24 protein-coding genes and 1 pseudogene are annotated in these 20,861 nt (G+C 40.0%); 21 read left to right on the top strand and 4 right to left on the bottom strand.

Annotated elements, in window-relative coordinates; translation table 11 throughout:
- The first annotated feature begins 8 nt into the window (after window positions 1–8).
- From ACQKEZ_RS02525 to ACQKEZ_RS02545, 5 genes and pseudogenes are all read left to right on the top strand, one after another.
- Window positions 9–963, top strand: a pseudogene (locus ACQKEZ_RS02525) (ABC transporter permease).
- A 32-nt stretch (window positions 964–995) separates the two neighbouring features.
- Complete coding sequence (locus ACQKEZ_RS02530) at window positions 996–1,868, top strand: carbohydrate ABC transporter permease (protein WP_427299296.1); 873 nt, start codon at window positions 996–998, stop codon at window positions 1,866–1,868.
- 81 nt (window positions 1,869–1,949) lie between these two features.
- Window positions 1,950–2,696 carry a polysaccharide deacetylase family protein gene (locus ACQKEZ_RS02535; protein ID WP_427299297.1) on the top strand — a complete coding sequence of 249 codons (747 nt, stop codon included), beginning with the start codon at window positions 1,950–1,952 and terminating at the stop codon, window positions 2,694–2,696.
- An 84-nt stretch (window positions 2,697–2,780) separates the two neighbouring features.
- Window positions 2,781–3,509, top strand: a complete 729-nt coding sequence (locus ACQKEZ_RS02540; protein WP_427298505.1) for an SGNH/GDSL hydrolase family protein — start codon at window positions 2,781–2,783, stop codon at window positions 3,507–3,509.
- Between the two features lie 78 nt (window positions 3,510–3,587).
- Window positions 3,588–3,731 (top strand): hypothetical protein, encoded by a 144-nt coding sequence (locus tag ACQKEZ_RS02545; RefSeq protein WP_427298507.1) that lies wholly within the window; start codon window positions 3,588–3,590, stop codon window positions 3,729–3,731.
- Window positions 3,732–3,867: 136 nt separating this feature from the next.
- Here the strand turns inward: ACQKEZ_RS02545 and ACQKEZ_RS02550 are convergent, their stop codons facing one another.
- Window positions 3,868–4,008, bottom strand: coding sequence for a sporulation histidine kinase inhibitor Sda (locus ACQKEZ_RS02550; protein ID WP_003217327.1), 141 nt, complete (start codon window positions 4,006–4,008; stop codon window positions 3,868–3,870).
- Window positions 4,009–4,368: 360 nt separating this feature from the next.
- Here ACQKEZ_RS02550 and ACQKEZ_RS02555 point away from each other — a divergent pair, with 360 nt between their 5' ends.
- The 8 genes from ACQKEZ_RS02555 to ACQKEZ_RS02590 are packed head-to-tail and all read left to right on the top strand — an operon-like array spanning window position 4,369 to window position 9,387.
- Window positions 4,369–4,890 carry a YqeG family HAD IIIA-type phosphatase gene (locus tag ACQKEZ_RS02555; RefSeq protein WP_427299298.1) on the top strand — a complete coding sequence of 174 codons (522 nt, stop codon included), beginning with the start codon at window positions 4,369–4,371 and terminating at the stop codon, window positions 4,888–4,890.
- 2 nt (window positions 4,891–4,892) lie between these two features.
- Window positions 4,893–5,993 carry a ribosome biogenesis GTPase YqeH gene (gene yqeH, locus ACQKEZ_RS02560; RefSeq protein WP_427298509.1) on the top strand — a complete coding sequence of 367 codons (1,101 nt, stop codon included), beginning with the start codon at window positions 4,893–4,895 and terminating at the stop codon, window positions 5,991–5,993.
- A gap of 21 nt (window positions 5,994–6,014) precedes the next feature.
- Window positions 6,015–6,857: a shikimate dehydrogenase gene (gene aroE, locus ACQKEZ_RS02565; RefSeq protein WP_427298511.1), complete on the top strand. Its 843-nt coding sequence runs from the start codon at window positions 6,015–6,017 to the stop codon at window positions 6,855–6,857.
- Window positions 6,851–7,141: a ribosome assembly RNA-binding protein YhbY gene (gene yhbY, locus ACQKEZ_RS02570; RefSeq protein WP_427298513.1), complete on the top strand. Its 291-nt coding sequence runs from the start codon at window positions 6,851–6,853 to the stop codon at window positions 7,139–7,141. The genes aroE and yhbY overlap by 7 nt, the downstream gene beginning before the upstream one ends.
- Before the next feature lie 13 nt (window positions 7,142–7,154).
- Window positions 7,155–7,724, top strand: coding sequence for a nicotinate-nucleotide adenylyltransferase (locus ACQKEZ_RS02575; RefSeq protein WP_427298515.1), 570 nt, complete (start codon window positions 7,155–7,157; stop codon window positions 7,722–7,724).
- Window positions 7,714–8,277: a bis(5'-nucleosyl)-tetraphosphatase (symmetrical) YqeK gene (gene yqeK / locus ACQKEZ_RS02580; protein WP_427298517.1), complete on the top strand. Its 564-nt coding sequence runs from the start codon at window positions 7,714–7,716 to the stop codon at window positions 8,275–8,277. The genes ACQKEZ_RS02575 and yqeK overlap by 11 nt, the downstream gene beginning before the upstream one ends.
- Before the next feature lie 13 nt (window positions 8,278–8,290).
- A complete protein-coding gene (gene rsfS / locus ACQKEZ_RS02585; protein WP_427298519.1) occupies window positions 8,291–8,647 on the top strand; it encodes a ribosome silencing factor in 357 nt (118 codons plus the stop codon).
- Window positions 8,644–9,387: a class I SAM-dependent DNA methyltransferase gene (locus tag ACQKEZ_RS02590; RefSeq protein ID WP_427298521.1), complete on the top strand. Its 744-nt coding sequence runs from the start codon at window positions 8,644–8,646 to the stop codon at window positions 9,385–9,387. The genes rsfS and ACQKEZ_RS02590 overlap by 4 nt, the downstream gene beginning before the upstream one ends.
- A gap of 48 nt (window positions 9,388–9,435) precedes the next feature.
- Here ACQKEZ_RS02590 and comER read toward each other — a convergent pair whose 3' ends face one another.
- Window positions 9,436–10,284 (bottom strand): late competence protein ComER, encoded by an 849-nt coding sequence (gene comER / locus ACQKEZ_RS02595; RefSeq protein WP_427298523.1) that lies wholly within the window; start codon window positions 10,282–10,284, stop codon window positions 9,436–9,438.
- A gap of 91 nt (window positions 10,285–10,375) precedes the next feature.
- Here comER and ACQKEZ_RS02600 point away from each other — a divergent pair, with 91 nt between their 5' ends.
- The 3 genes from ACQKEZ_RS02600 to ACQKEZ_RS02610 all read left to right on the top strand — a co-directional run bounded on the left by ACQKEZ_RS02600 (window position 10,376) and on the right by ACQKEZ_RS02610 (window position 13,955).
- The gene (locus ACQKEZ_RS02600) at window positions 10,376–10,999 is read left to right on the top strand and encodes a helix-hairpin-helix domain-containing protein (RefSeq protein WP_427298525.1); all 624 of its coding nucleotides are present in this window, start codon (window positions 10,376–10,378) and stop codon (window positions 10,997–10,999) included.
- A 66-nt stretch (window positions 11,000–11,065) separates the two neighbouring features.
- Window positions 11,066–11,635, top strand: a complete 570-nt coding sequence (locus ACQKEZ_RS02605; protein WP_427298527.1) for a ComE operon protein 2 — start codon at window positions 11,066–11,068, stop codon at window positions 11,633–11,635.
- A complete protein-coding gene (locus ACQKEZ_RS02610) occupies window positions 11,574–13,955 on the top strand; it encodes a DNA internalization-related competence protein ComEC/Rec2 (RefSeq protein ID WP_427298529.1) in 2,382 nt (793 codons plus the stop codon). The genes ACQKEZ_RS02605 and ACQKEZ_RS02610 overlap by 62 nt, the downstream gene beginning before the upstream one ends.
- 47 nt (window positions 13,956–14,002) lie before the next feature.
- Here ACQKEZ_RS02610 and ACQKEZ_RS02615 read toward each other — a convergent pair whose 3' ends face one another.
- On the bottom strand, window positions 14,003–14,137 hold the full coding sequence (locus tag ACQKEZ_RS02615) for a YqzM family protein (RefSeq protein WP_427299299.1): 135 nt from the start codon (window positions 14,135–14,137) through the stop codon (window positions 14,003–14,005).
- Window positions 14,138–14,378: 241 nt separating this feature from the next.
- On the opposite strand from ACQKEZ_RS02615, the gene holA reads away from it, so the two are divergent.
- Window positions 14,379–15,398 carry a DNA polymerase III subunit delta gene (gene holA / locus ACQKEZ_RS02620; protein ID WP_427299300.1) on the top strand — a complete coding sequence of 340 codons (1,020 nt, stop codon included), beginning with the start codon at window positions 14,379–14,381 and terminating at the stop codon, window positions 15,396–15,398.
- A 134-nt stretch (window positions 15,399–15,532) separates the two neighbouring features.
- Here the strand turns inward: holA and rpsT are convergent, their stop codons facing one another.
- Window positions 15,533–15,799: a 30S ribosomal protein S20 gene (gene rpsT, locus ACQKEZ_RS02625; protein WP_427298531.1), complete on the bottom strand. Its 267-nt coding sequence runs from the start codon at window positions 15,797–15,799 to the stop codon at window positions 15,533–15,535.
- Window positions 15,800–15,999: 200 nt separating this feature from the next.
- Between rpsT and gpr the strand changes: the two genes are divergently transcribed.
- The 4 genes from gpr to lepA all read left to right on the top strand — a co-directional run bounded on the left by gpr (window position 16,000) and on the right by lepA (window position 20,762).
- Window positions 16,000–17,115, top strand: a complete 1,116-nt coding sequence (gene gpr, locus ACQKEZ_RS02630) for a GPR endopeptidase (RefSeq protein ID WP_427298533.1) — start codon at window positions 16,000–16,002, stop codon at window positions 17,113–17,115.
- A gap of 68 nt (window positions 17,116–17,183) precedes the next feature.
- Window positions 17,184–18,392: a stage II sporulation protein P gene (gene spoIIP / locus ACQKEZ_RS02635; protein WP_427298535.1), complete on the top strand. Its 1,209-nt coding sequence runs from the start codon at window positions 17,184–17,186 to the stop codon at window positions 18,390–18,392.
- Between the two features lie 14 nt (window positions 18,393–18,406).
- The gene (locus ACQKEZ_RS02640; protein WP_427298537.1) at window positions 18,407–18,745 is read left to right on the top strand and encodes a YqxA family protein; all 339 of its coding nucleotides are present in this window, start codon (window positions 18,407–18,409) and stop codon (window positions 18,743–18,745) included.
- A 178-nt stretch (window positions 18,746–18,923) separates the two neighbouring features.
- Window positions 18,924–20,762 (top strand): translation elongation factor 4, encoded by a 1,839-nt coding sequence (gene lepA, locus ACQKEZ_RS02645; RefSeq protein WP_427298539.1) that lies wholly within the window; start codon window positions 18,924–18,926, stop codon window positions 20,760–20,762.
- Window positions 20,763–20,861: the final 99 nt, after the last annotated feature.

Genomic DNA, 20,861 nt, shown 5'->3' on the forward strand with positions numbered 1-20,861 from the left:
GGATTTAGATGGAATCCGAGCCAAAAACTGTGCAAAAGCTACTTAAGGTGAAAAGAACAACATCGTGGCGGCTTGCATTAAAACGTGATAAATGGTTATATGTCATGCTCTTACCAGGTCTTACGTATTTCCTTATTTTTAAATATGCACCCATGTGGGGAGTGCTGATTGCATTTCAAGACTATTCGCCGTTTCTCGGATTTTGGCAAAGTGAATGGGTAGGCTTTGATTATTTTAAAGACTTTTTTATGAATCCGGACTTTTTTCGCTTATTAAATAACACACTCATTTTAGCGATCCTTGATTTATTGTTTGGATTCCCGGCACCACTTATTTTGGCTCTGCTCTTAAATGAACTAAGAAAAGCCATTTACAAACGCTGCATTCAAACCTTTATTTATATCCCTCATTTTGTATCTTGGACGATTGTAGCGAGTATCACGTTTGTATTTTTTACAGTAGATACAGGCGCAGTGACTCAGCTTGTCGAACGACTCACAGGCATCGAATTTTGCTTTTTTAACAGACCCTGACTGGTTTAGACCGCTTATTGTTCTTCAAAGTATTTGGAAGGAGACAGGATGGGGAACGATTTTATTCTTAGCCGCACTAGCCGCAGTAGATCAAGAGCAATATGAAGCGGCTATTATAGATGGAGCGGGAAGATTTCGCCGCATGTGGCATATTACCTTGCCTGCGATCAGAAGTACAATTGTTGTGTTGCTTATTTTACGCATCGGTAGCTTTCTGAACATTGGCTTTGAGCAAATTTTTCTGATGACCAACTCGCTCAATCGAAGTGTCGCTGAAATTTTTGATACGTATGTTTATGTGGTAGGTATTACCCAGGGGGCCTACAGCTACAGTACAGCTGTTGGCTTATTTAAAGCAGTAGTTGGTATTATGTTAATTTTTGGTGCCAATTATGTGGCAAAAAAGTGTGATCAGGACGGTTTATTTTAAGGAAAGGAGAATTTGATGTGGCTGATCTCAATATGAAGCATCAAACAATGGCAGGACGCATATTCGATGTATGTAATATCATTTTTTTAGGGCTTATAGGCGCAATGACCATTTTACCTTTCTTATATATCATTGCAGGTTCTTTTGCAAGTGAGACAGAGCTTGCTGAGCGTAGCTTTTTCTTCATTCCTCATACATTTTCCCTAGACGCTTATACGTATATTTTTTCGACGCCAACGTTTATTAGAAGCATGGGGGTATCTGTGCTCATTACAGTAGTAGGCACAGCTGTACAATTGTTTTTCACATTTACAATGGCATATCCTCTATCTAAAAGGCATGTGAAAGGACGTCATTTTTTACTGAATATGGTGATTTTTTCGATGTTATTTTCAGGAGGGATGATACCAACCTATTTGATCGTCAAGTCGCTTGGCTTGCTCGATTCGTATTGGGCATTAATTTTACCTGTGGCGATTAATCCATTCAACTTGATCATCGTCAAGAATTTCTTTCAGCAAATGCCTAAAGAGCTAGAGGAATCGGCAAAAATGGATGGGTGTTCAGAATTCGGAATCTTCTGGAGAATTGTGTTACCACTATCCAAACCAGTCATTGCGACGTTTGCTCTTTTTTACGCAGTCGGCATTTGGAATGACTTTTTCCATGCGCTTCTATACATCAATGATAGTGCAAAATGGCCGCTTCAAATGGTACTCAGGCAAGTGACAATTTTATCTGACTTTACAACAACAAATGGCGATATACCAGAGAACATCATCCCACCAGAGCAGGGCATAAAGCTTGCAGTCATTGTTGTCGCAACCATTCCGATGTTACTTGTATACCCGTTCTTACAAAAACATTTTGCAAAAGGGGTGCTCATTGGATCGGTGAAGGGGTGAGCAATTCCCCTTTCTTGCATGAAATGAAAAGCGGAGGGGTATTTTAAGACGTAACGATTTTGTTCTCTGGAGGCGGGCATGATGAAAGGTGTACATATGCTCTTGTGTATTCTATTGTTTTGTTCATATCTCGCGTTACCAAAAGAGGCATGCGCTCTGACTTTAAAACGAATAGACCTAGAAAAATCCGGACGTGCCTTTTGGGATATGAGAAAAGAAAGAAAGAAAATCGCATTAACCTTCGATGACGGGCCGCATCCAGTCTACACGAATCTCATTTTAGATGTATTAAAAGAACATGGAGTGGATGCAACCTTTTTTGCTGTAGGCAGTCGAATACAGGCTTATCCAACCATTGCCCAAAGGCTAGTTGACGAAGGGCATGAACTAGGCAATCATACGATGAATCATACGTATTTTGATCTCTTGACGAACAAACAAATCAAACAAGAATTGAAAGAATCGTCCACACACATCGCTGCATTACAGCCAGCAGGATCTCTATTATTTAGACCACCAGGTGGAAGACTGACGATGAAAGCATTTCGCATCTTAAAAAAGCAAGGCTACGATGTTATTATGTGGTCTTTTACACAAGATCCGAAAGATTGGTCAAGGCCGGGTGCTCATAAAATTGCCAGTCGCATTATCAATAACATCCAAGGAGGAGACATTATTTTATTACATGATGGTGGTGGGAATCGAAAGCAGACCGTTGAAGCTTTGAAAATGGTCATCCCAAAACTAAAAGAAGAGGGATATGAGTTCGTCAAAATAACAGAGCTGGTCTATCAAAGCAATCACTTTGATCCTGTTCAACTGAAATAGGGATGATGTCAAAAGCCAGTCATTCATTGAAACCAAAAGTCTTGTCGTTTACTATATGAAGAGGGCTTTTGGAGGTGAACCATTTTGAAGAAACATATCTTGCTCTTGGCCTTGTTATTATTGGTCTCTGGATGCGGCAGAGCAGTAAATGAAAGCATCATTGCATTTGGGGACAGTAACACTAGAGGCTCAAATTGGGATTTTCGTGATTACCCAACTTCTGAAAAATGGGTCAATCTCATCAAAAATGTCGAGCGAGGTCAAATACATGTAGAGAATGCAGGTATTGGAGGACAAACAACTGAAGATGCGAAATTACGGTTTGAAACAGATATTTTAGAAAAAAAACCGACCTATGTACTGATCATGTTTGGCACAAATGATGCAGCTATATTAGATGGAAAAAATCCGCGAGTCACCAAAGATCGTTTTAAAGAAAACCTCTCGTATTTCGTATCAGAAAGCCAGAAAAAAGGGATATCCCCCATTTTAATGACATGTGTCCCAGTTGTTGAAGGCGACAAAAAAGGTCTTTACTATTATTCGAGATACAAGTCCTCTTATTTTGCGGAAAGAGGCGGCGCAAGGCACTGGCAAAACTCATATAACGATATCACAAGAAACGTTGCTCAAGAGATGAACGTACCCCTTGTCGATAACTGGAAGGCATTTATTAAAGAAGCTGGAGAAGATAGTGATCATGCATTGATTCAATCAGGATTAATAGATCCTTCTGGTAATCATATGACGCCAAAAGGCGCTAGGGTTATTTACAATGAAATCAAAGTGCGTAAGGTCATCAAAAATTTTTGAATGTACGTCAAATGCCTAAACAGGAAAATAAACTGCGCATAGGTTAAAAGTATATCTTCTAATAAGGAGGTAACTGATATGTGGGGATGCCCTTACCCTGCGTACCCGCCCTATCCATCTGCAGGCTCGGGGATTGGCTACGCATTTCTCGTTGTGTTCCTAGTCGTCATTCTTGTTGTAGGTGGAGGGCTATGGTTTTGGAATGAACAGTCTTGTGAATAAGACACCTCTTCTTTTGTAGAAGAGGTGTTTTTTCGGAAAATAGTAGTAAGCCCATAGTGCAAGTGATATAATATCAGTCACCTAAGTTTAAAAAAAGGAAAGAGCCCGGGAGGCAAAAAATACTGTGCTTAAAGAATTAAGAGGAAACAGAGAGCATATGCCCGAGCGAACGTCTTTTCATTTCTGTCTCAATCAATTCAATGAAATCGCGATTTAAATTCATTTCATTTGCTTTATAATACGATTCTATAAGTAAATCATCTGACAGCTTTTTCATACTAGAAACCCATTTGATGGGAAAAGCACCTCCCCTGAAAAAGTTGGCATAATACTTAAGGAAAAGACATATCATCATAAGTTGATCGAATGTCTTTGAAGTACCTTTAATCTACCATGAATGGGAAACAAGAACAATCGTTCTGTTATCCACATGGACAAGTGGATAACTTGTGGGTAGAGTGTTTATAAATGAATGGAAGCTTGATGAAATATGGGTGGATAATGTGTGTAAAATTATCCACACCTGTTGAAGAGCCTCACGATATGTCGAAAACTTTTTCATTGCATTCGATAGACAGACAAATTATGATTTGATTCGACATGAGACTTGAAAATGAGTAAAGGAAGGGTGCAAATTGTGCTAAAGAAGTATTTCTTACCTGATGAATTTGTGAAAAGCATTTTTAATATTTCACCACAAAAGCTAAAAGAACGAAATGTAAAGGGCATCATAACAGATTTAGACAATACACTTGTAGAATGGGATCGCCCGAGCGCAACACCAAGGCTGATCGAATGGTTCCAAGAAATGAAGGATCATGGGATACAAGTAACGATTGTTTCTAATAATAACGAGAAAAGGGTCAAGCTGTTCTCTGAACCGGTTAAAATCCCTTTTATTTACAAAGCGAAAAAACCGATGGGAAGAGCATTTAACAAAGCGGTTGAAAATATGCAATTAAAAAAGGAAGATGTTGTTGTTATTGGTGATCAATTGATGACAGATGTCCTTGGCGGGAATAGACATGGCTTCCACACCATTCTTGTCGTACCTGTTGCGGCATCCGACGGGTTTTTCACTAAATTTAACAGGCAGGTTGAACGTAGAATATTAAGTGCCTTAAAGCGCAAGGGCCACATTCAGTGGGAGGAAGAATAATAATGGAAAAAGTTGTTTGTATTGGCTGCGGAGTAGCCATTCAGACGGAAGATAAAGATAAATTAGGATATGCGCCGGCAGCATCTCTAATGAAGGAAGATGTGATCTGTCAGCGCTGTTTTAGGTTGAAGAACTATAATGAAATTCAAGACGTTTCTTTGACAGAAGACGACTTTTTAAATATTTTACATGGCATTGGCGAGACGGATTCATTAATCGTTAAGGTCGTTGATATTTTTGATTTTAATGGAAGCTGGATCAACGGACTCAGCCGTTTCGTTGGGGGAAATCCAATTATATTGGTTGGTAATAAGGCAGACATTCTACCAAAATCGGTCAAAAGAGACCGCCTTGTTCATTGGATGAAGCGAGAAGCGAAGGAAAACGGACTAAAACCAGTGGATGTTTTCTTGATCAGCGCAAGTCGCGGACAAGGGGTTCCGGAAGTAATGGAAGCCATTGAATCTTATCGAAATGGCAAAGATGTGTATGTTGTAGGTTGTACAAACGTTGGGAAATCTACGTTTATCAATCGGATTATTAAAGAAGTTTCTGGTGAAGACAATGTGATTACCACTTCTCAATATCCAGGGACAACACTTGATGCCATTGAAATCCCGCTTGATGATGGCTCAGCCCTTTTTGATACACCGGGGATTATCAATCATCATCAAATGGCACACTATGTCAGCAAAAAAGACTTGAAAATTTTAGCCCCTAAAAAGGAATTGAAGCCAAGAACATTCCAATTAAACGAAGAGCAGACGCTCTATTTCGGTGGACTTGCCCGTTTTGATTATGTAGAAGGCGGAAGAACATCATTTGTATGCTATATGCCTAACGATTTAAACATTCACCGGACAAAGCTAGAAAATGCCGATGAGTTGTATGAGAAACATGCAGGAGAGTTGCTCGCACCGCCATCAAAAGAAGAGCTCGAAGATTTTCCGCCTCTTATTTCCCATACATTCACAATCAATGAACCAAAAATGGACATCGTGTTTTCTGGTTTAGGCTGGGTGACTGTTCAAGAAACAAATAAACAAATCAAAGCACACGCGCCTAAAGGTGTGCATGTCTTCATTAGACGATCGTTAATTTAAAAGTTTGGAGGGGGAGAGACTTTGAAATCTTTGTACGGATTAATTGGGAACCCTGTTGGACACTCAATGTCTCCTGATATTCATAATGTTGCACTGAGAGATGCGGGAATAGATGCTCATTATCATGCATTCCATGTGGAGAATGATCAATTAGAGGAAGCGGTAAAAGGGCTAAAGGCATTAGGGGTTAGCGGTTTTAACATCACTGTCCCTCATAAGGTAAATATTATGCAGTATCTCGACCGAATTGATGTGGCGGCAGAGCGTCTAGGTGCTGTAAACACTGTTCGACTCGAAGGAAAACAACTTGTTGGCTATAATACAGATGGAGAGGGCTTTTTGCATTCTTTGCTAGAGTCATTAGACAAACCTTTATCAGACCTCTCATTTCTAATGATTGGTGCTGGCGGAGCAGCGAGGTCAATTTATACAACATTGGTTGAGTACGAACCATTGCGTTTTGACATCGTCAATCGCACACTAGAAAAAGCAGAGGAACTAATTGCAAGTGCAGATGGAAAGATGACATCGGCTGTTTTAGACTTAAGTAAAGCAGAAAAACAGCTTGGACAATATGACGTTGTGATCCATACAACATCAATTGGTATGCATCCGCATATCGAGTTCATGCCGATCTCTTTAAAACATGCTAAGAAAACAGCGGTCATTTGTGATATTGTTTATAACCCATTACAAACAAAACTTTTAATTGAAGCGAAGCAGTTAGGATTAAAAACGGTTGATGGTGTCGGGATGTTTGTTGGACAAGCAGTCAGAGCATTCGAGCTTTGGACAGGCACATCACCAGATGTAGAAAAAATGAAATCAATTGTCATAGAGAAACTAGGAGGAACACCATGTTAACAGGTAAGCAAAAACGGTTTTTACGTGCGCAGGCACATCATTTATCACCTATTTTTCAAGTTGGAAAAGGTGGGGTAAATGACAATATGGTCAAACAAATTTCCGAAGCGCTTGAAGCAAGGGAACTGTTAAAAGTGAGCGTATTGCAAAACTGTGAAAAGGACAAAAGTGAGGTAGCAACTTCACTTGTCAAAGGAACAAAAGCAGAGCTCGTTCAAACGATCGGAAATATGATTGTTCTGTACAAAGAATCGAAGGAAAATAAGCAAATTAAGCTGCCGTAAAGGTGGATAGCATATGAGGAAAATTGGATTATTTGGAGGCACGTTTGATCCTTTGCATAATGGGCATTTGCTTATGGCAAGCGAGGTGCGATTTCAAATAGGTCTTGATGAAATTTGGTTTGTACCAAATCAACAACCGCCGCATAAGTCGAATCGTAAGCAAACAAGCAGTGCTCATCGGGTGAACATGGTAAAGGCAGCGATTCAGTCAAATCCTTATTTTAAGTTGAATCTGGTCGAAATGGAGCGAGAGGGTCCTTCATATACCGTTGATACCGTTGAACTACTGAAAAAACGCTATCCTGATGATGAATTCTTCTTTATCATAGGAGCGGACATGGTAGAATATTTGCCAAAGTGGCATCGAATTGACGATCTGCTGAATATGATCACGTTTATCGGAATGAAAAGACCTGGATTTCAAGGGAAGACAACCTATCCCCTTTTATTTGCAGATGTGCCTGCCTTTGATGTATCATCGACATTGGTTAGACAGCGGATGCGGGCAGGAGAACCTGTTGATTATTTCATTCCTGAAGCTGTCAAGAGCTATATGAAGGAGCATCATTTATATGAAACGTGACGAGGCATTAGACTGTGTCAAAAAGCAGTTAACGGAGCATAGATATACACATACCATTGGTGTGATGGACACAGCGATTCTATTAGCAGAACGTTTTGGTGCAGATGTAAAAAAAGCAGAAATAGCAGCGATTTTTCATGACTATGCCAAATTCCGACCAAAGGAAGAAATGAAAGGCGTCATTCAAAGCGAGGGAATGAATCCGGCTTTGCTCGATTATTCACCAGAACTTTGGCATGCGCCTGTCGGTGCGTATTTAGTTGAAAAAGAAGTAGGAATTCAAGATACAGATGTATTATCTGCCATTGAATTTCATACATCAGGCAGACCGAATATGACATTACTTGAAAAAGTGATTTATGTAGCTGATTACATTGAACCGGGGAGACATTTTCCTGGTGTCGAAGAAGTAAGAGAACTTGCTGAAAGCGATTTGGATGGAGCACTTATCCAATCTTTAAAGAATACGATTGGCTTTTTAATGAAAAAGAATCAGTCTGTCTATCCAGATACACTAGCAACATATAATGCGCTTGTGCAAAACAAGAACTAGGAGGAATGATTGAATGGATTCATCTTCAATTTTAAAGATCGCAGCAGGAGCATGCGATGATAAACGGGCAGAGGACATCATTGCCCTTAATATGCAAGGGGTCTCGCTTGTTGCAGACTACTTCCTTATTTGTCATGGGAATTCTGATAAACAAGTGCAGGCAATTGCAAGAGAAGTAAAAGATCTCGCCGAAGAAAATGGTGTAGAAGTGAAAAAGATGGAAGGCTTTGATGAGGCACGGTGGGTTTTGATCGACCTTGGTGATGTCATTGCGCACGTTTTCCACAAAGAAGAAAGAGGTTACTACAACCTTGAAAAGCTATGGGGAGATGCGCCAAGAGAAACACCGACTTTCGGGATTAATTCATGATTTATCAAGGCTTTGCAAGTGTCTACGATGAGTTAATGGCACATGCACCTTATGATGAATGGGTACAATGGATTGACCAGCATATCCAGCCGCATGCTGACATTTTGGATGTAGGTTGCGGGACTGGAGAAATTTCACTTCGATTAGCCAAAAAAGGTCATAACGTCACAGGTGTTGATGTCAGTGAGGAGATGCTGTCATTTGCACAGCAAAAAGCACAGGCACATCATCAGCATTTGCAATTTCTTCAACAGGATATGAGAGAACTTACAGGTTTTGAACAAACATTTCAAGCGGCAGTTATATGTTGTGATTCTCTCAATTACTTAAAAAATGAAAATGAAGTCGAAAAGACGTTTAAAAACATGTTTCAGCTGTTAGAAGAAGATGGCATCCTTTTGTTTGATGTTCATTCTCCTTATAAAATGGAAAAGGTCTTCCCAGGCGCAACATATGCGGATCAAGATGAAGATATCAGCTACATTTGGCAGAGCTATCAAGGTGATGAACCTTACTCCGTTATCCATGATTTAAGTATTTTTGTTAGGAGTGGAGAGGTGTATGAACGCTATGATGAAACACATGAACAGCGCACCTATCCACTTGAGTTATTGACGAAATTATTGACTTCGGTAGGGTTTGATCTCTTAAAAGTTACGGCTGACTTTTCTGATGATCCCCCTCGCGAACACACAGAACGATTCTTTATCTCAGCGAAGAAACCAAAAACCATCGTTTAAGACAACGATGGTTTTTTAAAATCATTTTTTGGCGTTTTGCATTCTACGTTAATTTCTGCGATCATCAGTAAACACACTTGATTGGAATTGGTGATCAACAGCCTGTAAATCCTCTTCATATTTGCTATGTGTATTTTGGAAAAGATGATGGAACATATCCTTAACTCCTGCTTCGAGTGCTTTAATGCCCTCGCCAGTTACACCACCTTTTACACATACCTTATCTTGAAGTGTAGGCAATGAATACACCTTTTTCTCAATTAATCTACCAAGTCCAACAAGCATTTCCTCAGAGAGAACAGTTGCTTCTTCGGTTGTAATGTCTGTTTCTTCAACGGCTGCTTCTATTAGTTTTTGTACAAGAAAGCTAATAAATGCAGGTCCGCAGCTGACAATATCAGAAGCCGCTCGCGTAACAGAATCGTGTATGCCAATAGGGGTTGAAATACGAGAAGCCAGCTGTCTTAAAGTTTTTTTTGTCTCTTCATGACATGTAGAGCCAAACGTTAACAGTGAAGCGCCCGAAAGCGCCCGATTCGTAATACTTGGAATGAGCCTAGCTATTTGACAAGGAACAAGGTCCTCTAGTTGTTTAGGCTGAACTGGACTTGTAATGGTGACAATGGTCTGATTTGATTTAAGCATCGGCCTTAGCTTTTGAAGTAGTGGATAAATATCGAGAGGTTTTACACAAATGAAAATAAAATCTTTATCCAGTATCGCACCTTCGACTTGCTCTGTCACTTCAAGATCAGGATACGCCTCTTTTATGTTGAACGCTTTTTCAATTGTGCGGTTTGTGATTGTGAAGGATGAGGGATTGACTGCCTTTGATTCAATAAACGCCTCAATGAGTATAGTGCCCATATTACCTGTACCGATTAAACCAATATTCAAACGTTCTCCCCTCCTTAAAAACGTATGGTCTGTTATCTTCTAAACAGTATGTCACTTATTAGAAAAATATGATTGAAAGAAGTGTAGGAAAGTGGAAAGACTTGTTCAGCTCAAAAAGCACATCCCTTATATAGTGTCAGGTGTTATCTTATTTATTTCAATTAGTCTGTTTATCTGGAGTAAGCAAGGCACAAATAAAAACGAACAGAGTGGAGAAGAGAGAATTGAGCTTGTGGAGTCACAAGAGAATAAGGTAGAACAAACAGATGATGAACAAATGACAATCGTTGTAGAAGTAAAGGGAGCAGTTAAAAGACCAGGTGTTTATGCTTTGCAATCGGAGGACCGCATCCAGCAAGCCATCAAGGAAGCAGGAGGATATACTGAAAATGCAAACGATAAAGAAATCAACCAAGCAGCGCGTCTCGAAGATAGTATGATGATTTATGTTCCGAAAAAAGGTGAAGAAGCAACAGGGCAACCAACTGCTGGATTAACATCATCAGAACATCATGTGGATGAGTTCATCAATGTAAACACAGCAGATGCAAGTGCACTTCAGAAGGTAAATGGGATAGGGCCTGCAAAAGCAGAAGCGATTTTAGCCTATAGGGAAGAGCATGGTGCTTTTCAAAAAATTGAAGACTTACGGAATATTCCAGGATTCGGAGAAAAAACAGTCGAACGTTTAAAAAATCACCTAACCGTCAAGTGAAATTGACGTGATAGAAGAACGGCATGTACACTTAGTGTGGATAAATCAATCTGGAGGGATCATTTCGTGGAAAGAATTTCTTGGAATCAATATTTTATGGCGCAAAGCCATTTACTTGCTTTACGTAGTACATGTGAGCGTCTCGCGGTTGGTGCAACAATCGTTCGAGATAAGCGAATTATTGCAGGAGGATACAATGGATCAATTGCAGGTGATGTTCATTGTGCAGATGTTGGCTGCTACGTGATTGATCATCATTGTGTGCGCACAATACATGCTGAAATGAATGCCATTTTACAATGTGCGAAATTTGGAGCGCCAACAGCCGATGCCGAAATATATGTGACGCACTTTCCTTGTCTCCAGTGCTGTAAAGCGATTATTCAGGCTGGAATTAGAACTGTTTATTATGCGAAGGATTATAAAAATCACCCTTATGCGGTTGATTTGTTTAAACAAGCTGACGTGCATACAGAACAGGTCGAGTTGGATGAAATGATTATTGACCTTAAAAACCAAGAAAAGCTCGCCTTTGTTGCTGATTTAATTGGGAAGCTAAGTGAAGCTGGTTTAGGTGAAGCAGACATTCGACAAATGCATGAGAAAGCCAACCGTTTATTTACGTCGTATGTTTAAATTATTGCCGTTTGGGGCAATTTCAGCAGCAGTTGGAATTGCCTTGACTTCTTATGGCCATCCTATATTTTATCTTCTTTTTCTGCTGCCTTTTTTGCTCCTAAGTGTATACAAACAAACACCCCAGCTTTTCCTCATTGTCAGCATTTGTGGCGTTTTCTATATGTTTCTTTATATGATGCACCAAGAGAAAGCGATCAATCGTGTTGTAAAAAGTGATTCCTTTTCCGCTTCAATTGTTATAGAAGATATACCTAAAATAGATGGAAATCGGTTTTCTGCAATCATTTCGTCAGAGACCTATGGACGCATGATGTCTTTTTATACCATTCAAACAAAGCATGAGAAAACAGGTCTTTTGAATGTGCAGCCAGGTATGCGTTGTGAAGTGACGGGTGAAAGAAGAGTGCCAAAGGCATCAACGATCCCCAATGGATTTCAGTATAGAGAATATTTAAAAACAAAAGACATTGACTCGTTATACATGCTTCAGAATATAAAAAACTGCTCAGATGGAGAGCACTCACACTTCTTAACAAGATTAAGGCAAAAGGGGCTTCGCTTTCTCGAAAAACATGTACCGAAAGATTCTGTAGGAATCGTACAAGCATTAGTATTTGGAGAGCGCGAGTTCATTGATGCAGACACACTCAAGGCTTATCAAACATTAGGAATTATTCATTTGCTAGCGATTTCTGGTCTTCATGTTCAAACGTTAACAGCTTGTTTATTTTGGTGTATGCTACGATTAGGTGTGACAAGAGGTACTGCAAAACTTCTTTTGCTTCTTTTTCTTCCCGTCTATGTTGTATTGACTGGTGCTGCACCATCAGTATTGCGAGCTTGTCTCATGGCAGGTCTATATCTGATTATTAGCAGTCTCCCGCGGAGAATGAAATATCCACCTGCAATCATTTTAAGTTTAACATTCCTTTTTCTTTTAGCGATCAACCCTCTATTTTTATTCGATATCGGTTTTCAGCTCTCATATGCAGTCACTTTCTTCATTGTTTTGTCAGCGAAGATTATATCGAGAGCAAAAAGCACATGGCAACAGCTTTTTCTCGTATCATTTATTGCTCAGCTTGCTTCGTTACCCATACTTCTTTATCACTTTCAGCAGTTCTCCTTACTTAGTATTCCGTTAAATGTCGTATTTGTTCCTTTTTACACAATCCTTGTAATGCCAGCGTCCCTTCTCTTTTTTCTCATATCACTCGTCTATCTACCGATTGGTCAAACATTTTTTCAATGGCTTGATGTTGTTGTTCAATGGAGTCATACATTTTCCTTAGCAACAGCAGCAATTGATGTGTTTGACATCATACTCATCAAACCGGAATGGTGGCACGTTGTTTTGGAAACGGTGACAATTCTCCTTTTGTTTGTATCTCTGGAACAAAGTCGCTCAGTAAAACGACAAATAGTGCCCTGTCTCCTTGTGATATTTGCATTATTCATCCATTACTTGACGCCTTTTATGAGTGAAAGTGGTGAGGTCACAATGCTTGATGTAGGACAAGGAGACAGTCTGTTTATTCAACTGCCTTATCGTAATGGGAATATCATGGTTGATACAGGTGGTAAGCTATCTTTTGAAGTAGAGCCGTGGCAAAAAAGAAGAAACATCTCTTCAATCGGTGACAATGTCTTGATTCCTTTTCTCACATCGAGAGGGGTAACAAAGCTTGATCTGCTCATTCTCACACATGCAGATCAAGACCATATGGGAGAAGCGCTCCTATTATTGAAACGAAATAAAGTGAAGCATCTCGTTGTACCGAAAGGGTTTGTTCATGATGTAAATGATCGTGATGTACTTAAGGAGGCGAACCGAAATGGCATCCCAATTAGTGAATTAGAAAGAGGTGACATGTTAGCGATCGGTGGATTCAACATGCATGTCTTGCATCCGAGTGTAGCCAAGCAGTCGAACAAAAATAATGATTCGCTTGTGCTTTTCTTTACGCTTGGCGGAAAGCGTTTTGTGCTAACTGGTGATCTTGAGAAGGAAGGCGAACAGGAAATCCTTCATTCTTATCCACATTTGAATGCAGATATATTAAAGATTGGGCATCATGGAAGTAAAGGTTCGACAAGTGAAGAATGGCTACGACGTTTAAAGCCCTCTGTTGCTTTCATTTCTGTTGGGGAAGGGAATCGGTATCTGCATCCGCATGAAGAAGTGCTCAAAAGAATCAGAGAAGAAAAGATAGATATTTTTCGAACAGATGTGAATGGCAGTGTTTCTTATGAATTTAGAGAGCAGACTGGAACGTTTCGTCAGTATGTTCCATATGATATCATACAAAATCAATAAAAAGACCGCCAAACGGCAGCCTTGGGACAAACGAGATTTCATGAAGTTTAAGATCCTACTAGGTGTATGATGGTTGCCAAAATAAACATTGAGGCGAAAAATCCGAAAGTGACGATAAAACCAACGGCTGAGTCGGTGGCATCGTTCCGTTTGCTTTGTACATTCTTTTCAAATTCATTCATTTTCATCCCTCCTGGCTCTCTTTTCAGTATACTTGAACTTTTTTGTAATTGCTAGAAGTTAAAGTAACCGTTTTCCATTTTCTTTTTCATTTTGTGAATATCGTCTTGTTGCAGACTAACCCGGGAGTCTGCATGAGGCGTTTACTATAAATGAGGAGGCGGCACTTTCAGCTTCCTCTTTACTAATTTCTCATCACACTTTAGGATAGAGGAGGAAGTGAAAGAGAGGGATACATCAAAAATGGTGTTTGATATATGGAATAATATGAAAAAAGGGGACATCCATCCCGTTTATTGCTTATATGGAAAAGAAACATACTTACTCCAAGAAACAGTTGCTAAAATTAGACAGACTGTAGTAGAAGAGGAAGCGAAGGATTTTAATTATTCGGTCTTTGACATGGAGGAGGCTTCAGTTGATCAGGCTATAGCTGATGCAGAGACGTTCCCGTTTATGGGAGAGCGACGTCTTGTTGTGATAAAAAATCCCTATTTTTTAACTGCTGAAAAAAAGAAGGAGAAAGTTGAACATCAGCTGTCATCTCTAGAAACTTATTTAGAACAACCTGCACCATATACAGTCCTTGTGTTACTAGCACCCTATGAGAAGCTCGATGAACGGAAAAAAATAACCAAACTGTTAAAACAGAAATCGACAGTTGTTGAAGCGAAGGAGCTAAGCTCTAAAGAAACGAACGATTTTACGATCACTCTAGCAAAAACAGAAGGGAAGTCAATTTCATCTGAAGCTGCTGAACAGCTAGTAATGCTATGTGGTGGTAGTCTGTCTTCTATCTTTCAAGAAGTTCGAAAGTTAAGTACATACATTGGGGAACGGAATGAGATCGAATTAACTGATGTGAATCAGCTTGTTGCTAGAAGTTTAGAACAAAATATATTTGAGTTAATCAATCGGATCGTCAATCGAAATCGAACAGAAGCAATGCAAATGTTTTACGATCTACTTAAGCAAAATGAGGAGCCTATTAAAATATTGGCACTGATCTCAAGCCAATTTCGTTTGATTATGCAAACGAAATATTTTGCTCAGCAAGGATACGGACAAAAGCAAATCGCCTCTAATATTAAGGTGCACCCATTTCGCGTGAAGCTTGCGATGGATCAGGCGAGACTGTTTTCAGAAGAAGAGCTGAAAAGCATCGTTAAACAGCTATCTACCATTGATTATGAAATGAAAACAGGTAAGAAGGACAAACAACTCTTACTTGAACTATTTTTGATGCGATTACTTCGTGCATAACGTAAAAAAACGACCTTCTTTACAGAGGGTCGTTTTGTTTACATGTATAATTGCCAGTCTGTCCAAAGGCAAAGCCTTACCGGACGGACGTACAGTTAAACTGGAGCCTCACTTATCAAGAGGCTATGCAATCATTATGCAGACAGTCCGTTCACTTTTTGAGCAAGTCTTGACTTGTAACGAGCAGCTGCGTTTTTGTGTACAAGACCAGTTTTAACGGCTTTGTCAATGCGTTTTGCAGCAGCATTAAGAGCAACTTTCGCTTGCTCAGCATCGTTGCTTGCTACAGAAGCTTCAACATGTTTAATCGCAGTACGCATAGCAGATTTGATCGTTGCGTTATGCGCGCGGCGTTCGTTGTTTGTTTTTGTACGTTTGATCGCTGATTTAATATTTGGCATATGTTTCACCTCCTAAGATACAACCTAAACATAATTGTCTTAAGGTTAAATCTTCACAATAGAACAAGTTGTATTCTATCAAACACACCCTTAGAATGCAATATAAATGTAAAGTATTTTTCATTGATGAAGCGATTCGAATGTTTCTGTTTCGAGATGGAAAGACTACTCCTAATCACGATTGTGGAAGGAGTTTTTTCATGAAGAAACGCGAACTAGATTTAAGTGCGTATCAGATTCGTACAGATCTTGCAGTTGAAACGAAAGAAATTCTAAAACAAGAGAATGACCCAAACGTTGTGAAAGACGACGGTATTAAAGGAATTATTGAAAAAGAAAAAGAGGAGCAAGGCATTCGCATTCGTACAGTTGAAATCACTGAAGAAGGCGAAGCTGTAACAGGCAAAAAAACCGGCACATATATCACACTTGAAGCACAGGGGATCAGAGAAAAGGATTCAGACATGCAGGAAAAAATCGTTGAAGTATTCGCCCGAACATTTGCCGCTTTTTTAAAGCAATTAGGGATCAGACAGGATGCTAGCTGTCTAGTGGTAGGGCTTGGGAACTGGAATGTTACCCCAGATGCTCTTGGACCTTTAACGGTAGAAAGCCTCCTTGTGACAAGACATTTATTCGAGCTACAGCCCGAGAACGTTCAAGAAGGCTATCGCCCTGTGTCCTCACTTGCGCCAGGTGTTATGGGGCTGACAGGTATCGAAACAAGTGACATTATTCAAGGGGTCATTGAACGCTCCAAGCCTGATTTTGTGATCGCCATTGATGCGTTAGCCGCTCGTGCCATTGAACGAGTGAATACAACCATTCAAATTTCAAATACAGGCATTCATCCTGGGTCTGGTGTTGGGAATAAAAGAAAAGAATTAAGCCAAGAAACCCTTGGAATTCCAGTCATTGCAATTGGTGTTCCAACGGTTGTAGATGCTGTGACAATTACAAGTGATACGATCGATTATGTGTTAAAACATTTCGGTAGAGAATTAAAAGACGATCGTCCCTCTCGCTCACTAGTACCAGCAGGTATGACGTTCGGAAAGAAAAAAGTACTGAACGAAGAGGATTTGCCAGATGAACAAACGAGACAGTCATTTTTAGGAATTGTCGGAACACTATCAGAGGAAGAAAAAAGACAACTCATTCATGAAGTATTATCGCCACTCGGCCAAAACTTAATGGTTACCCCAAAGGAAGTTGATACGTTTATTGACGATATGGCAAATGTACTTGCGAATGGACTAAATACAGCTTTGCATCAAAAGGTTTCTCAGGATAATAAGGGATCATATAATCATTAATCATGTTCTACTTTCTCTAGTTCGCTCATAGTGTAATTACTAGAAAGCGCGCTGGAGGGAGTAAACATATGAAAAAAAGACCTCGTCGTCATCGTCAATTAGTCGTCGCCATTAATGGAACAAAGGTGGTCAAAGGTATTTTTTTATTCATTGCCACTTTGGTCATGGTTTTTATTGTGACAGGTGCTCTAACTTCACTAAAACCAGAGCTAAGACCCCAGGCCTCACTTTATGGTGTAGCGGAGGAATTGCCCGGTGCTTTTTTTGCTCAGGTGATTGGGATGGAAAATCAGTATTTTGCTTCAGCGGTCCCAGAGGATCAGAAAAAGATGAGTTTCTCAGGGCTGTCTTTAAAACTGGCTACTAGTATTAATTTGGAGGACCCTCGAAGTTTTCTTGGTAGGGAGCTGCCCGGCTTTGAACATTTTGACACGAAAATCATTGTCGCTGGTGAAGGGACAGATTATACCAACATGCCAATGGAGTCACCGCCGCCTAGTGAAGTCATAGAAGATGAGAAAGAAGCAAACCTAGCAGAATTAAATAAGCTAGAAGAGGACGAGCAAAAGGAGCCTTCTAAAGAGCCAGACCAGACAACAGGTAAACGGAAAGTCGTCTATATTTATCACACGCACAATACGGAATCATACTTGCCATTTTTAAAGGGGGAATCAAACCCAAACAATGCCCGGCACTCCAAGGTGAACGTGACCCTTGTTGGAGAAATGTTTGGAAAAGCTCTTGATCAGCAAGGTGTTGGGAACACAGTTGATAAAACAGAAATAGAAAAGCGACTACTCAATAAAGGACTAAAATACCCACATTCCTATAACGAGTCAAGACTTGTAGTCAAAGAAGCGATGGCAAAAAATGACGACCTTGCTTATTTTATTGATATTCATCGTGATTCAAGAAGAAAGAAAGACACAACTGTCGACATTAAAGGCAAAAAATATGCGAGAATCGCTTTTGTGATTGGAAAGAAAAATCAAAACTACGAGAAAAACTTAAAGCTAGCAACTGAATTTCACAATCTTATGGAAAAAAAGTATAAAGGTCTCAGTGTCGGTGTATTTGCAAAAGGAGAAATTGGCGATAATGGTGTGTATAACCAAGACTTATCGGACAAAGCGCTTCTCTTAGAATTCGGTGGAGTTGACAATAATATGAATGAGCTGAAAAATGCTGCAAATGCAGCAGCAGATGTTTTCAGTGAAATATTCTGGGATGCTGAAAAAGTAAATGGAGGAAGCTCCAGTAAGAAAAAACAATCATGAGGCTGGTGATTCGAATGGGATCTTTTATAGGGAAAAGCTTACTTTTAGGGATCGTCTTATTGTTTGGTGTCTTCTTAGGGATGCAACAGGCAAATAACGGGATGCTGTATATGAAAGGCTATAAAGACCCAAATTTGAAAGGGGCTTTCTCTGTTCATATAAATGATGACAAGGAAAGAGAAGCCTCGATTCTTGGAACGGCGGTCTCAGAGAAGGATTTAGCTGAAAAACAAAAGCAATTAGAAGAAATGGAAAGTTTCAATGCATTCTCAAAGGCAGGAAGAGCTTTATCGGATGGAATGACAAATGCAGCCCGTTCCCTTTACGATTGGGTAAAAGAGAGAGTAGACTAGTATGCTTTCATCCATTCAGATATCCAGTCACAGCTGTGATAAAAAAGCACTAGGGAAATCATGGAACCTAAGCCGCTTATTCATAAGTGGCTTTTCGTGATTTCAATTGAATCTTTACATCCCTATTGATATAATCTAAGCTAGCGCAACTTGCGTTTTATAGTAGGAGTGATAGATTGTGACAGATAAAGAAAAGCGATTAGAACGACAATCGAGGATTCGGAATTTCTCTATTATCGCCCATATCGACCATGGGAAATCCACATTAGCGGATCGTATTTTAGAAAAAACAGCGGCGATTACACAAAGAGAAATGAAAGAACAATTGCTCGATTCCATGGACTTAGAGCGTGAACGCGGCATAACCATTAAATTAAACTCTGTTCAGCTGAAATATCATGCAAAGGATGGAGAAGAATATATCATGCATCTGATTGATACACCAGGGCATGTCGACTTCACCTATGAGGTATCTCGAAGCCTAGCAGCATGTGAAGGTGCCATTCTTGTTGTAGATGCAGCGCAAGGAATTGAAGCGCAAACGTTAGCTAACGTTTATTTAGCTCTTGATAATAACTTAGAGATCCTTCCAATCATCAATAAAATCGATCTTCCTAGTGCAGAGCCGGAACGTGTGCGCCAAGAAATTGAGGATGTCATTGGATTAGATGCTTCAGAAGCCGTACTCGCTTCTGCAAAAGCAGGGATCGGCATTGAAGAAATCCTTGAACAAATCGTAGAAAAGGTACCAGCCCCAACAGGTGATCCTGAAGCCCCGCTTCAAGCACTTATTTTCGACTCTTTATACGATGCTTATCGTGGCGTTATTGCGTACATACGTATTGTTGAAGGAACCGTAAAACCAGGACAAAAAATTAAAATGATGGCAACAGGCAAGGAATTTGAAGTACTCGAAGTCGGTGTATTTACACCAAAGGCAATGCCAACAGACGAGCTTACTGTGGGTGATGTTGGGTACTTAACAGCTGCCATTAAAAATGTCGGAGACACACGTGTCGGGGATACGATCACAAGTGCAGTGAATCCGGCACAAGAAGCACTTCCAGGCTACCGTAAGCTGAATCCAATGGTATATTGTGGTCTCTATCCAATTGATACAGCAAAGTATAATGATTTGCGTGAGGCGTTAGAAAAACTTGAGCTTAACGATTCATCGCTTCAATATGAGGCAGAGACATCTCAGGCTCTTGGTTTTGGCTTTCGCTGTGGCTTCTTAGGGATGCTTCACATGGAAATCATTCAAGAACGGATCGAACGTGAATTTAAAATTGATCTCATTACAACAGCACCAAGTGTTATTTACGATGTGTATATGACAGATGGGGAGCATGTGGTCGTTGATAATCCGTCAAACCTTCCTGATCCGCAAAAAATTGAACGCATCGAAGAACCTTACGTAAAAGCAACCATGATGGTTCCTAACGATTATGTCGGTTCAGTCATGGAGCTTTGCCAAGGAAAACGAGGGAATTTCATCGATATGCAATATTTAGATGCGAATCGCGTGAGTATTGTATATGAAATGCCACTTGCTGAAATCGTTTATGAATTTTTTGATCAATTGAAGTCCAATACAAAAGGGTACGCGTCATTTGATTATGAACTCATTGGTTACCGTCCATCTACCCTTGTCAAAATGGACATCATGCTGAATAGTGAAAAAATCGATGCCCTTTCCTTTATCGTACACCGTGATTATGCTTATGAGCGAGGAAAAATCATCGTCGAAAAACTAAAAGAGCTCATTCCACGTCAGCACTTTGAAGTCCCAATCCAAGCGGCAATCGGACAAAAAATTGTTGCTCGTTCGACCATTAAAGCTATGCGTAAAAATGTGCTTGCAAAATGTTACGGTGGTGACATTTCCCGAAAAAGAAAGCTTCTTGAAAAGCAAAAAGAAGGGAAAAAGCGCATGAAACAAGTGGGATCGGTTGAAGTTCCACAGGAAGCCTTTATGGCAGTCCTTAAAATGGACGACTCCAGTCCAAAGAAATAAATACCACAAGGCGACCTGCTTTACATCACAAGCTTTGAGGTTTATAGTCGAAACAAAAGAGCGCCGCAGCGATAAACTGCGGCTCTTTACCTGTAAAGA

It is taken from the genome of Bacillus sp. NPDC077027 (genome assembly GCF_050269555.1).
GTDB lineage: Bacteria > Bacillota > Bacilli > Bacillales > Bacillaceae > Bacillus.